The organism is Caballeronia sp. BR00000012568055, assembly GCF_029439455.1.
In the GTDB taxonomy this organism is placed as follows: domain Bacteria; phylum Pseudomonadota; class Gammaproteobacteria; order Burkholderiales; family Burkholderiaceae; genus Caballeronia.
The window spans coordinates 55,267-68,677 of sequence record NZ_JAQFVG010000075.1 but is presented as its reverse complement, the minus strand read 5'-3'; the positions used below and the strand labels follow the sequence as shown (position 1 = coordinate 68,677).

At 61.0% G+C, this 13,411-nt stretch carries 11 protein-coding genes; 10 read left to right on the top strand and 1 reads right to left on the bottom strand.

What is annotated here, in order from left to right:
- The first annotated feature begins 6 nt into the window (after nucleotides 1-6).
- The 9 genes from rseP to P7F28_RS05130 all read left to right on the top strand — a co-directional run bounded on the left by rseP (nucleotide 7) and on the right by P7F28_RS05130 (nucleotide 9,641).
- A complete protein-coding gene (gene rseP, locus P7F28_RS05170) occupies nucleotides 7-1,389 on the top strand; it encodes an RIP metalloprotease RseP (protein ID WP_277183363.1) in 1,383 nt (460 codons plus the stop codon).
- Nucleotides 1,390-1,487: 98 nt separating this feature from the next.
- Complete coding sequence (gene bamA, locus P7F28_RS05165; RefSeq protein ID WP_277183362.1) at nucleotides 1,488-3,800, top strand: outer membrane protein assembly factor BamA; 2,313 nt, start codon at nucleotides 1,488-1,490, stop codon at nucleotides 3,798-3,800.
- Between the two features lie 79 nt (nucleotides 3,801-3,879).
- Entirely contained in the window at nucleotides 3,880-4,428 is a 549-nt protein-coding gene (locus tag P7F28_RS05160; protein WP_277183361.1) for an OmpH family outer membrane protein, read from the top strand.
- An 18-nt stretch (nucleotides 4,429-4,446) separates the two neighbouring features.
- Nucleotides 4,447-5,541: a UDP-3-O-(3-hydroxymyristoyl)glucosamine N-acyltransferase gene (gene lpxD / locus P7F28_RS05155; protein WP_370467237.1), complete on the top strand. Its 1,095-nt coding sequence runs from the start codon at nucleotides 4,447-4,449 to the stop codon at nucleotides 5,539-5,541.
- A gap of 105 nt (nucleotides 5,542-5,646) precedes the next feature.
- The gene (fabZ, locus tag P7F28_RS05150; protein ID WP_277183360.1) at nucleotides 5,647-6,111 is read left to right on the top strand and encodes a 3-hydroxyacyl-ACP dehydratase FabZ; all 465 of its coding nucleotides are present in this window, start codon (nucleotides 5,647-5,649) and stop codon (nucleotides 6,109-6,111) included.
- Nucleotides 6,112-6,178: 67 nt separating this feature from the next.
- Nucleotides 6,179-6,967, top strand: a complete 789-nt coding sequence (gene lpxA, locus P7F28_RS05145) for an acyl-ACP--UDP-N-acetylglucosamine O-acyltransferase (protein ID WP_277183359.1) — start codon at nucleotides 6,179-6,181, stop codon at nucleotides 6,965-6,967.
- 11 nt (nucleotides 6,968-6,978) lie between these two features.
- Nucleotides 6,979-8,145, top strand: a complete 1,167-nt coding sequence (gene lpxB, locus P7F28_RS05140; RefSeq protein ID WP_277183358.1) for a lipid-A-disaccharide synthase — start codon at nucleotides 6,979-6,981, stop codon at nucleotides 8,143-8,145.
- A complete protein-coding gene (gene rnhB / locus P7F28_RS05135; RefSeq protein WP_277183357.1) occupies nucleotides 8,145-8,855 on the top strand; it encodes a ribonuclease HII in 711 nt (236 codons plus the stop codon). Before lpxB ends, rnhB begins: the two co-directional genes overlap by 1 nt.
- A gap of 6 nt (nucleotides 8,856-8,861) precedes the next feature.
- Nucleotides 8,862-9,641, top strand: coding sequence for an RNA methyltransferase (locus P7F28_RS05130; RefSeq protein ID WP_277183356.1), 780 nt, complete (start codon nucleotides 8,862-8,864; stop codon nucleotides 9,639-9,641).
- Between the two features lie 4 nt (nucleotides 9,642-9,645).
- On the opposite strand, the gene P7F28_RS05125 is transcribed toward P7F28_RS05130, so the two are convergent.
- Nucleotides 9,646-10,464: a pyruvate, water dikinase regulatory protein gene (locus P7F28_RS05125; RefSeq protein WP_277183355.1), complete on the bottom strand. Its 819-nt coding sequence runs from the start codon at nucleotides 10,462-10,464 to the stop codon at nucleotides 9,646-9,648.
- 478 nt (nucleotides 10,465-10,942) lie between these two features.
- Here P7F28_RS05125 and ppsA point away from each other — a divergent pair, with 478 nt between their 5' ends.
- Entirely contained in the window at nucleotides 10,943-13,360 is a 2,418-nt protein-coding gene (ppsA, locus tag P7F28_RS05120; RefSeq protein WP_277183354.1) for a phosphoenolpyruvate synthase, read from the top strand.
- Nucleotides 13,361-13,411 lie beyond the last annotated feature (51 nt).

The following is a 13,411-nucleotide window of genomic DNA, read 5'->3' as shown; positions in this document are numbered from 1 at the left end:
GCTGACATGAACTTTCTGACCGAAATCGTCGCCTTCGTCGTAGCGATAGGCGTCCTCGTCGTCGTCCACGAATTCGGTCATTACAGCGTCGCGCGAATGTGCGGCGTGAAAGTGCTGCGTTTTTCCGTGGGCTTCGGCAAGCCGCTTGTGCGCTGGGTCAGCAAGAAAACCGGCGTCGAATGGACCATTGCGGCGCTGCCTTTGGGCGGCTACGTGAAGATGCTCGATGAGCGCGAAATCGATCCCGAAAGCGGGCAGTCGATTCCGCCCGAAGATCTGCCGCGCGCGTTCAACCAGCAGAACGTGGCCAAGCGTATTGCGATCGTCGCGGCGGGCCCAATTGCCAATTTTCTGCTCGCGATCGTTCTGTTCTCGGCGGTGTTCGCGGGCGGCGTGACAGAGCCGTCAGCCATCCTTTCGGCGCCAGCGCCCGACACACTTGCCGCGCGCGCGGGCTTCGAAGGCGGCGAAACCATCGTCTCGATTCGCGATGCGTCCGGCGGCGACACGCACCCGATTCGTTCGTGGTCCGATCTTCGCTGGAAAATTCTCGACGCTTCGTTCGATCATCGGCGGATCGTGCTGACGGCGAAAACGCACGACGGAACCTACGACTTTCCCGTCAGCGTCGCCGGCATCAACGATGCCGACTCCGAGCAGGACTTCATGGACACGCTCGGTTTCACGCCGGGCGGCGGCACGCTGACGGTTGCGGGCGTGGAAGCGGGCAGCGCTGCGCAGAAGGCGGGCCTTGCGCCCGGCGACAAGCTGCGCGCGATCGATGGCCGCACCGTCGATAACGCCACCAGCTTCATCGATTATGTGAAGGCGCACGCGGGCAAGCCGGTGACGCTGACCATCGACCGCGCCGGGAAAACGCGGAGCGTGACGCTCACGCCCGATCTGAAACACGATGCCGCCACGGGCAAGGAAGTCGGCCGGATCGGCGCTGCGCTCGGCAATCAGCTGCCGACGGTTCAGGTGCGCTACGGTCCGATCGAAAGCCTGCGCCTGGGCGTGAACCGCACGTGGGACATCAGCATGTATTCGCTGCGCATGTTTGGCCGGATGATCGTCGGCGAGGCATCGCTCAAGAATCTGTCGGGGCCGGTGACCATCGCAGACTATGCGGGCAAGAGCGCGCGGCTCGGTCCGGCGGCCTTCGTATCGTTTCTCGCCCTCGTCAGCATCAGTCTTGGTGTGTTGAACTTGTTACCGATTCCGGTTTTGGACGGTGGGCATCTGTTATATTATTTGGTTGAGGCTGTTACCGGCAAAGCGGTGTCCGATCGCTGGCAGCTGGTTCTGCAAAGAGCGGGCCTGGTTTGCATCGTCGCGTTGTCGATGATTGCCTTGTTCAATGACCTCGCTCGTCTGATCCGTTTTTGATCCACGTTGATAAATTCTGGCGTCGCTTATGGTGTGCATGAAGGTGTGCATGAAGCGACCGCCGGAACGAATGCAGCTTTAAATACTGGGGAAGCACGTTGTTCAAACCTCATCGCTTTGTTCCTAAGTCGGCCGTGGCCGCGGCACTCGCCGCAACGGGCATGGCGGCGCACGCCACCACGCCGTTCGTCGTTCAGGATATCCGGATCGAAGGTCTTCAGCGCATCGAACCGGGCTCCGTGTTCGCGTATCTGCCGATCAAGCAAGGCGACACCTTCACCGACGACAAGGCCTCCGAAGCGATCCGCGCGCTCTACGCAACGGGCTTCTTCAACGACGTTCAGGTTGCGACCGAAGGCAACGTGGTCGTCGTGCAGGTGCAGGAACGTCCCGCCATATCGGCCATCGACTTCGCAGGCTTGCACGAGTTCGACAAAGACACCATCACCAAGGCGCTGCGCTCGGTGGGTTTGTCGCAAGGCCGTTCCTACGACAAGGCGCTGCTCGATCGCGCCGAACAGGAACTCAAGCGCCAATACCTGACGCGCGGCTACTATGCGGCCGAAGTCACCACCACGGTGACGCCAGTGGACCGCAATCGCGTGGCCATTTTGTTCACGGTGGCCGAAGGTCCGAGCGCGAAGATTCGCCAGATCAACTTCGTCGGCAACAAGGCCGTGAGCAGCAGCACGCTGCTCGGCGAAATGCAGTTGTCCACGCCGAACTGGTTCTCGTGGTACACGAAGAGCGATCTGTACGCCAAGGAAAAGCTCACGGGCGACCTTGAGAATGTGCGTTCGTACTACCTGAATCACGGCTATCTGGAGTTCTCGATCGACTCCACGCAGGTGTCGATCTCGCCGGACAAGAAGGACATGTATCTGACGGTCGCCGTGCATGAAGGCGAGCCGTACAAGGTCAACAGCGTGAAGCTCGCCGGCAATCTGCTCGATCGTCAGGCTGAGTTGCAGAAGCTCATCACGGTCAAGCCGGGTCAGTTGTTCTCGGCGGAAAAGCTGCAGGCCACGACCAAGGCCATCGTCGATAAGCTCGGTGAATATGGCTACGCGTTCGCGCAGGTCAATGCGCAACCGGAAATCGATCAGGTTCATCACTCCGTCGATCTGACGCTGCAAGTCGATCCGAGCCGCCGCGTGTATGTGCGTCGCGTGAATATCGTCGGCAATACGCGTACGCGTGACGAAGTGGTCCGCCGCGAAATGCGTCAGCTCGAAAGCTCGTGGTTCGATTCGAGCCGTCTGGCGCTGTCGAAGGATCGTATCAACCGTCTGGGTTACTTCACGGACGTGGACGTCACCACCACGCCGGTCGAAGGCACGAACGACCAGGTCGATGTGGACGTGAAGGTCGCGGAAAAGCCGACCGGCGCGATCACGCTGGGCGCGGGCTTCTCTTCGACGGATAAGGTGGTGCTCTCAGCCGGCGTCTCGCAGGACAACGTGTTCGGCTCGGGCACGTCGCTGTCGGTGAACGTGAACACCGCGAAGACGTACCGTACGTTGACAGTTACGCAGGTCGATCCGTACTTCACCATCGACGGGATCAAGCGGATTACGGACGCGTACTACCGCACGTACGAGCCGCTGTATTACTCGACAGATTCCAGCTTCAAGATCGTGACGATGGGCGCGGACACCAAGTTCGGTATCCCGTTCTCGGAACAAGATACGGTGTTCTTCGGTGTCGGCGCCGAGCAGAACACCATGGACGTGGACAGCAACACGCCGCAGTCCTATCAAAACTACGTGCAGCAGTTCGGTCGCGTGGTGAACAACTACCCGCTGACGGTAGGCTGGTCGCGCGATAATCGCGATAGCGCGCTGGTGCCGAGCCGTGGTTACTACGTGCAGTCGAACGCCGAGTACGGCACGCCGATCGGCAACACCACGTACGCCAAGTTCGACGCGCAGTTCCAGTATTACTACTCGTTCGCGCGCGGCTTCGTGCTGGGCTTCAACCTGCAGGGCGGTTACGGCAAGGGCCTCGATGGTCAGACGTTCCCGATCTTCAAGAATTACTACGCGGGTGGTATCGGTTCGGTGCGCGGTTACTCGCCGAGTTCGTTGGGTCCGCGCGACGCGAAGACGGGTGATCCGATCGGCGGTTCGCGTATGGCGGTCGGTAATATCGAATTGACATTCCCGCTGCCGGGCACGGGTTATGACCGCACGCTGCGCGTCTTCACCTTCCTCGATGCCGGTAACGTCTGGGGCGATCCGGGTCAGGGCGGTACCAGCAGCGGCGCGAACGGTCTGCGCTACGGCTACGGTCTGGGTCTCGCGTGGATTTCGCCTATTGGCCCGCTCAAGCTGAGTTTGGGTTTCCCGCTGCAGAAGCACGAAGGCGACCAGTATCAGAAGTTCCAGTTCCAGATCGGTACGGCGTTCTGACGCGCCGAACGAATGCGAACTCCAATTATTTCGATGTGACGTGAGGAAGACTTTGCGAACCGGTAAGCTTTCGAAACACATGGCGCTGGCGCTTGCGTTGTCGATGTTTCTCGGCCTGGGCGCGGCGGCGAACGCCAGCGCTCAGGAAGCGCGTATCGCGGCGGTCAATTCGGACCGTATTCTGAGAGAGTCGGCAGCCGCGAAGGCCGCGCAATCGAAGCTCGAACAAGAGTTTTCCAAGCGCGACAAGGCCTTGCAGGACATGGCGCAGCGTCTCAAGTCGATGTCGGACAACATCGACAAGAACGGTGCGTCGATGGCGCCCACGGATCGCGCCGCACGTCAGCGCGATCTCGCTCAGCTTGACGCGGATTTTCAGCGCAAGCAGCGCGAGTTTCGTGAAGACCTGAATCAGCGCCGCAACGAGGAACTCGCGGCGGTGCTGGATCGGGCGAACAAGGTCATCAAGCAGATCGCGGAGCAGCAACACTACGATCTGATCGTGCAGGAAGCGGTGTATGTGAGCCCGCGTATCGACATTACGGATCAGGTGCTCAAGGCGCTGGCCGCGTCGGGCGCGAACGGGGCCGCTGGTACGAGTGGCGGCAGCGGCACCAGCCCGAACTGACGAGGAGTGGTGACAGGCATGGCATCAGGCATGGCGATCTCGCTCGACGAGCTGGTGAAGCGCTTCGGCGGCGAAGTGGTCGGCCAGGGCGCGCATTGCGTCGGCGGGCTGGCGCCGCTGGACAAGGCGGGGCCGGATCAGCTCGCGTTTCTCGCGAATCAAAAATATCTGCCGCAGGTTGAGAGCACGCGCGCCGGCGCCGTGCTGATTTCGCCTGCGGATCTCGACAAACTCACGCGGCGCGACGGCAGTAACTTCATCGTCACGCCGAATCCTTACGCTTACTTCGCGCGCGTGGCGAAGGCTTTCATCGATCTGGCGACGCCGAAAGCCACGCCCGGCGTGCATCCGAGCGCATATGTCGATCCGGCTGCGAAAGTCGCGGCGAGCGCGGTGATCGGGCCGCACGTGACGGTGGAAGCGGGCGCGGTGATCGGCGAACGCGTCAAGCTGGACGCGGGCGTGTCGGTTGGCCGTGGCGTGAAGCTTGGCGGCGACGTGCATCTGTATCCGAACGTCACGATTTATCACGGCTGCAAGCTCGGCGCGCGCGTGATCGTGCATGCGGGCGCGGTGATCGGCGCGGACGGTTTCGGCTTCGCGCCGGATTTCGTCGGCGAAGGCGAGGCGCGCACGGGTTCGTGGGTGAAGATTCCGCAGGTCGGCGCAGTGGATATTGCCGAGGACGTGGAGATCGGCGCGAACACCACGATCGATCGCGGCGCGATGGCGGATACCGTCATCGAAGAAAGCGTGAAGATCGACAATCTCGTGCAGATCGGGCACAACTGCCGCATCGGCGCGTACACGGTGATCGCCGGGTGCGCGGGCATCGCGGGCAGCACCAGTATCGGCAAGCATTGCATGATCGGCGGGGCGGTGGGTATCGCCGGTCACGTGACGCTGGCAGACTATGTGATCGTGACCGCGCAGTCGGGCGTATCGAAGTCGCTGACCAAGCCCGGCATGTACACCAGCGCGTTCCCGACCATGCCGCACGGCGACTGGAATCGCAGCGCCGCGCTGTATCGCAATCTCGATAAATTACGCGACCGCATTAAGGCGCTGGAGACGGCTTTGAGCGAGCGCGATGGCGCAGGCAAGGACGAGTAAGTCCGAAACCGCGGCGTCGAATAACAGTTTCCCAAGGCGGGCGCGCAAACGAGCAGCGCCCGCCGTTCAATTTCCGCGCCAGAAGCGCGCGCGAGCAGAACGACCATGAGCACAGAAAAAATCAATCTCGACATTCACAAGATCCTCACGCTGCTGCCGCATCGGTATCCGATCCTGCTCGTGGACCGCGTGCTCGAACTCGAGCCGCACAAGAGCATCAAAGCGCTGAAGAACGTGACGATCAACGAGCCGTTCTTCCAGGGTCACTTTCCGACGCGCCCGGTCATGCCGGGCGTGCTGATTCTCGAAGCGCTCGCGCAGACCGCGGCGCTTCTGACCTTTGCCGAAGAACCCGAGCCGCACGATCCGAGCACCACGCTGTACTACTTCGTCGGTATCGACGGAGCGCGTTTCAAGCGGGTGGTGGAACCGGGCGACCAGTTGATCCTCAATGTGGATTTCGAGCGGTACATGCGAGGCATCTGGAAGTTCAAGGCGCGCGCCGAAGTCGATGGCGTAGTGGCCTGCGAAGCCGAACTCATGTGTACCGTGAAGAACACGGCTGCCTGAACACGTTCGTGTTCAGAAAACCGCGTTCATCGTAACGAGTAGCACGAACAAGCAGAGGCGAGGCCGCATGAGCAAGATTCACCCCACCGCGATCATCGAGCCGGGCGCGCAGCTCGACGAATCCGTCGAGATCGGACCGTACGCGGTTATCGGTGCGCACGTTGTCGTCGGCGCGGATACGACCGTTGGTTCGCATAGCGTGATCGAAGGTCATACGACCATCGGACGCGAGAACCGTATCGGCCATTACGCGTCGATCGGCGGACGGCCGCAGGACATGAAGTATCGCGACGAGCCGACGCGTCTCACCATCGGCGATAGAAACACCATTCGCGAATTCACCACGCTGCATACGGGCACGGTGCAGGATCAGGGTCTGACGTCGATTGGCGATGACTGCTGGATCATGGCGTACGTGCACGTCGGCCATGACTGCCGGCTGGGCAACAACGTCATCATGTCGAGCAATGCGCAACTGGCCGGGCACGTGACGGTCGGCGATCACGCGATCGTTGGCGGCATGTCGGGCGTGCATCAGTTCGTGCGGATCGGCGCGCATTCGATGCTGGGCGGCGCGTCCGCGCTGGTTCAGGACGTGCCGCCGTTCGTGATCGCCGCAGGCAACAAGGCAGAGCCGCACGGCATCAACGTCGAAGGATTGCGTCGGCGCGGCTTTTCGCCGGATGCGATTTCGGCGCTGCGTCAGGCGTATCGCATCGTCTACAAGAGCGGTTTGTCGCTCGAAGAAGCGAAGGTGCAGCTCAAGGATCTGGGCGCGGCAGGCGGCGACGGCGATGCACCCGTCAAGGCGTTCACCGACTTTATCGCCCAATCGCAGCGCGGCATCATTCGCTGACACGCCGCACGATGACGCTGACTACACTTCCGCCGCGCGTCGCAATGGTCGCGGGCGAGCCTTCTGGCGACCTGCTCGCGGCCTCGATGCTCGACGGTCTTCACAAAGTGTTGCCCGAAGGCACGCGTTATAGCGGCATTGGCGGGCCGCGCATGAAGGCTGCGGGCTTCGAAGCCCACTGGCCGATGGACAAGCTGTCCGTGCGCGGCTATGTCGAAGCGCTGAAGCATATTCCCGAAATTCTCGGCATCCGCAACGAAATCAAGCGGCAATTGCTGGCGGAACCGCCTTCGGTGTTCGTCGGCGTGGACGCGCCCGATTTCAACTTCGGGCTTGAGCAGCCGCTGCGCGAAGCGGGCATTCCGACGGTGCATTTCGTGTGTCCTTCGATCTGGGCGTGGCGCGGCGGGCGTATCAAGAAGATCGCCAAGGCCGTGGATCACATGCTGTGCGTGTTCCCGTTCGAAACGGCGATTCTCGAAAAAGCGGGCGTGGCGGCGAGTTACGTCGGCCATCCACTCGCCGATGAAATTCCGCTGGAGCCGGATACGAACGGCGCGCGGCGTGAACTCGGCATCGCGGAAGGTGGACCGGTGATCGCCGTGCTGCCGGGCAGCCGTCGTTCGGAAATCGAACTGATCGGCCCGACCTTCTTCGACGCGATGGAAATCATGCAGCGGCGTGAGCCGACGGTGCGTTTTCTGATGCCTGCTGCCAACGCCGCGTTGCGCACGCTGCTGCAACCGCTGGTGGACGCGCATCCGAATCTCTCGCTGACCATCACCGATGGCCGCGCGCAAACCGCCATGACCGCCGCCGACGCGATTCTCGTCAAAAGCGGCACGGTCACGCTGGAAGCCGCGCTGCTCAAGAAGCCGATGGTCATCTCGTACAAGGTGCCCTGGCTGACGGGCCAGATCATGAAACGGCAGGGCTATCTGCCGTACGTGGGTCTGCCGAACATTCTCGCGGGCCGCTTTGTCGTGCCGGAAATTCTTCAGCATTTCGCCACGCCCGAAGCGCTCGCCGACGCCACGCTGCAACAGTTGAACGACGACGCCAACCGCCGTACGCTGACGGAGATCTTCACCGACATGCATATCGCGCTGCGTCAGAACACGTCGCAGAAGGCGGCGGAAGCCGTGGCGCGGGTGCTCGACACGCGGAGGCCGCGCTGATGGCATCGACGGCGAAAAACTCGGCTCAGTGCGGACTGGACTTCAGTTCGCCGTTCGACATCATCTGCGGTGTCGATGAAGCGGGGCGCGGTCCGCTGGCGGGTCCGGTAGTCGCCGCAGCCGTGATCTTCGATCCGGCCAAGCCGCGCATCAACGGTCTCGACGACTCAAAGGCACTGAGCGCGAAGCGGCGCGAGGAGTTGTACGAAAAGATCGTCGATCGGGCGCTGGCGTTTTGCATTGCATCGGCGAGTGTCGAAGAGATCGACACGATCAATATCCTGCACGCGTCGATGTTGGCGATGAAGCGCGCGGTCGAAGGTTTGTCCGTCGCGCCGACGCTGGTGAAAGTGGACGGCAATCGCTGCCCGACACTGTCGATTCGCAGCGAAGCCGTCATCGGCGGCGACGCGCTGATCAAGCAGATTTCGGCGGCGTCGATTCTCGCCAAGGTCACGCGCGACCGCATGCTGGTCGAACTGCACGAATCCTTTCCGATGTACGGCTTTGCCACGCATTCGGGCTACGGTACGCCGCAACATCTGAAGGCGCTCAAGCAGCATGGGCCGTGCGAGCATCATCGGCGGTCGTTTGCGCCGGTGCGCGAGGCGCACGCGCTGTTCTTCGGCTCGGTGTTGCCGGTCATCGCGCCGGAAGTCATTCAGGCGGCTTCGTCGGTCGAAGACGATCCCGACGCGCTCGCTTTCTAGTCAAACGTGAAACCGATCACCTCGCGGGACAACCCGCTCTACAAGCGCCTGAAGGCGCTGGCCGGCTCGACGGCGCAGCAGCGTCGCAGCGGGCATGCGCTGCTCGAAGGGCTGCATCTCGCCGCCGCTTATCTGGATACAGCCGGTCAGCCGGAAACATGCGTGGTCACCGAAGGCGCGCTGACGCATGAGGAAGCGCGCGCGATTGTCGGGCGGATCGAAGAGAAGCGCGTGGTCGTGTTGCCGGATGCGTTGTTCGGGCAGCTATCGAGCGTCGTGCATGGCGTCGGCATGTTGCTGCTGGTCGAGAAGATCGATTCGCGGATGCCCGAGCGCATCACCGAAACCTGCGTGATTCTCGACGGCGTTCAGGACGCGGGCAACGTCGGTTCGATTCTGCGCAGCGCGGCGGCGGCGGGCATCAAGCGCGTGTTCTGCGCGCCGGGGACGGCTTACGCGTGGTCATCGAAAGTGCTGCGTTCCGGAATGGGCGCACATTTTCTGCTCGATATTTTCGAGGACGTCGAAGCGGATGGTTTGATCGCGCGACTCGACGCGCCCGTCACCATCACCGATTCGCACGGCGCGACCGCGATTTACGACTGCGATCTTTCAGGCGCGCTGGCGTGGGTCTTCGGCAATGAAGGCGCGGGCGTATCGCAGATATGGCGCGATGCCGTGACGTATCGCGTGACGATTCCGCAGCCGGGCGGTATGGAATCGCTCAATGTGGCAGCTGCGGCGGCGATCTGTCTGTTCGAGCAGTGCCGCCAGCAGCGTCGATAAACGCTCAGTAGTAGGAAGGCCGCTCCGGCTTCACCTCTTGCAGAATCGTCGTGGCGATTTCTTCGATGGACTTGTGTGTCGAAGACAGCCACTTGACGCCTTCGCGCTTCATCATCTGTTCGGCTTCGTTGATCTCGTAGCGGCAATTTTCCAGCGCCGCGTACTTGCTGCCGGGCCGCCGTTCATTGCGAATCTCCGACAGACGCTGCGGATCGATCGATAAACCGAACATCTTTTCCCGATGCTCAAGCAAGGGCGTAGGCAGCTTGCCGCGTTCGAAGTCTTCCGGAATCAGCGGATAGTTGGCGGCTTTCACGCCGTACTGCATCGCCAGATAAAGGCTGGTCGGCGTTTTGCCGCTACGCGATACGCCTACCAGAATCACATCCGCGTCCGCCAGATTCCGATTCGACTGGCCGTCGTCGTGCGCGAGCGAGAAGTTGATCGCCTCGATCCGGTTCTTGTATTCCTCGGTGTCGGCGTTCTGGTGAACGCGGCCCATCGCGTGCGTGGATTTGATCTCCAACTCATGCTCAAGCGGCTCGATGAAGGTCTGGAACATATCCAGCACGAGCGCATTGCACCCCTTGACCACTTCGTTCGATGCGCTGTCCACCAGCGTGGTGAACACGATCGGTCGTCGCCCATCGAGCGCGACGGCTTCGTTGATCTTCTCGACCGTCGCATAAGCCTTGTCGATGGAATCGACGAAGGGCACGCGCACGAGCCGGAACTTTTGGTCGAACTGAGCGAGGATCGAATGCGCGAAGGTTTCGGCAGTGATCCCGGTCCCGTCGGAAACGATGAATACGGAAGGCGGCATCGGTGAAAAGGGGATCGAGTTGGAGCGAAGGTGTTCAAACCGTACAAACGATAACGCCTGAGCGCGGTCGCTGTAAAAACCTGTGTTAAGGTGGCTGACCGCTGCGTGTGCGCCTGCGAACGAACAGGCGTCAAACACCTCGGTTTTGCCGTCGAACAACTGTCTTGCCTGAGCAAATATGAAATTCGGCAAGGTAGAATAGCGGCAACCTGTTCGATAAGCAATTGCGGACAAATTGATTCAGATTTTCGTCAAATCGCGGTCGGTTCGTGGCTTTTCTCCGCTGGAATCCACGGTTTCGAGCAGATTTCCTGACGTCGTCGTTTCTTTTTGATCGCGCCTCACATTCACCTCAGAGGCGCGGCTCCCCGAAGGCTTATCAAACAGGTTGTGCGAGATGCGCGGACGCTTCCAATGAGCGTGCGCGCGTATAAGCCCACTCGTGCGATCGTGAATTTCATCCACCTTAGGGGCTTGTATGACTAACGCAGTCAATGTTGCGAACGATGTCGCAAAGGATCAGGCGTATGTAGTTCCATTCGAGCAGTTGCGAATGACCGACGTGGAAATCGTCGGGGGCAAGAACGCGTCGCTCGGCGAAATGATCAGCCAGCTTTCCGAAGCCGGCGTTCAGGTGCCGACGGGTTTCGCCACGACCGCGCTCGCCTTTCGCGACTTCCTCAATCACAACGATCTGACGGACCGCATCGCCAAGCGTCTCGAATCGCTCGACGTCGATGACGTGAAGGCGCTCGCAGAATGCGGCAAAGAAATCCGCCAATGGATCGTTGACGCGCCGCTGCAACCGCGTCTCGAAGACGAAATCCGCCGTCAGTTCGATATCCTTCAGAACGGCTCGCCCGACGAGCTTTCGTTCGCCGTGCGTTCGTCCGCGACCGCCGAGGATTTGCCCGACGCGTCGTTCGCGGGCCAGCAAGAAAGCTATCTGAATGTGGTCGGCATCGAAGATGTGCTCGATCGCATGAAGCACGTGTTCGCGTCGCTGTATAACGACCGCGCGATTTCGTATCGCGTGCACAAGGGCTTTACGCACGCTGAAGTGGCGTTGTCGGCGGGCGTGCAGCGTATGGTGCGTTCGGACGTCGGCGCGGCAGGCGTGATGTTCACCATCGACACGGAATCGGGCTTCAAGGAAACCGTGTTCATTACCGCGAGCTACGGTCTGGGCGAAACCGTGGTGCAGGGCGCGGTGAATCCGGATGAGTTCCACGTTTTCAAGCAGACGCTCGAACAGAACAAGTACCCGATCATCCGCCGTTCGATCGGCTCGAAGCTGGTCAAGATGGAATTCACGCAGCCGGGCGAACCGGGCCGTGTGAAGACCGTCGATGTGCCGCATGAGCAGCGCAATCGCTTCTCGATCACGGACGAAGACGTCATTACGCTGGCGAAGTACGCCGTCATCATCGAAAAGCACTACGAGCGTCCGATGGACATCGAGTGGGGCAAGGACGGCCGCGATGGCAAGATCTTCATTCTCCAGGCGCGTCCGGAGACGGTGAAGAGCCAGGCATCGGGCAAGGCGGAAATGCGCTTCAAGCTCAAGGGCCAGTCGAACGTGCTGACCACGGGCCGTGCAATCGGCCAGAAGATCGGCGCGGGTCCGGTGCGTGTGATTCATGACCCGTCGGAAATGGAACGCGTGCAACCGGGCGACGTGCTGGTCGCCGATATGACCGACCCGAACTGGGAACCGGTGATGAAGCGCGCATCGGCGATCGTGACCAATCGCGGCGGGCGCACCTGCCACGCGGCCATCATCGCGCGTGAACTGGGCGTGCCGGCCGTGGTTGGCTGCGGTGACGCAACGGATATCCTGAAGGACGGCGCGCTGGTGACGGTCTCGTGCGCGGAAGGCGACGAAGGCAAGATCTACGACGGCCTGCTCGAAACCGAAGTGACCGAAGTGCAGCGCGGCGAACTGCCGCCGATTCCGGTCAAGATCATGATGAACGTCGGCAATCCGCAACTCGCGTTCGACTTCGCGCAGTTGCCGAATGCGGGCGTGGGTCTCGCGCGTCTCGAGTTCATCATCAACAACAATATCGGCGTCCATCCGAAGGCGATTCTCGAGTACCCGAATATCGATGCAGATTTGAAGAAGGCGGTCGAATCGGTCGCGCGTGGTCATGCTTCGCCGCGTGCGTTCTACGTCGATAAGCTGACCGAAGGCATCGCTACGATTGCGGCGGCGTTCTATCCGAAGCCCGTGATCGTGCGTCTGTCGGACTTCAAGTCGAACGAGTACAAGAAGCTGATCGGCGGTTCGCGTTACGAGCCGGACGAAGAAAATCCGATGCTCGGTTTCCGTGGCGCGTCGCGTTACATCGCCGAAGACTTCGCCGAAGCGTTCCATATGGAATGTATCGCGCTGAAGAAGGTGCGCGAGGAAATGGGTCTGGACAACGTGCAGATCATGGTGCCGTTCGTGCGGACGCTGAAGCAGGCGGATCGCGTGGTCGAGTTGCTGAAGAAGTTCGGGCTGGAGCGCGGCAAGAACGACCTCAAGCTCGTGATGATGTGCGAAGTGCCGTCCAACGCGATTTTGGCCGAGCAGTTCCTGGAGCGTTTCGACGGCTTCTCGATCGGCTCGAACGATCTGACGCAGTTGACGCTCGGTCTGGACCGCGATTCCGGCATGGAATTGCTCGCCGCCGACTTCGACGAACGCGACGAAGCCGTGCAGTTCATGCTCAAGCGTGCGATCGAAACCTGTCTGCGCCTGAAGAAGTACGTGGGCATCTGCGGTCAGGGTCCTTCGGATCATCCGGATCTGGCCGAATGGCTGGCGAAGGAAGGCATCGAGTCGATGTCGCTGAACCCGGACACGATCATCGAAACGTGGCAGCAGTTGGCGAAGACCTTGTCAAAATAAGTGATGATGTGCCTTTCCGCTTGATTACAAGTCAACGCGGCATGCTATAAA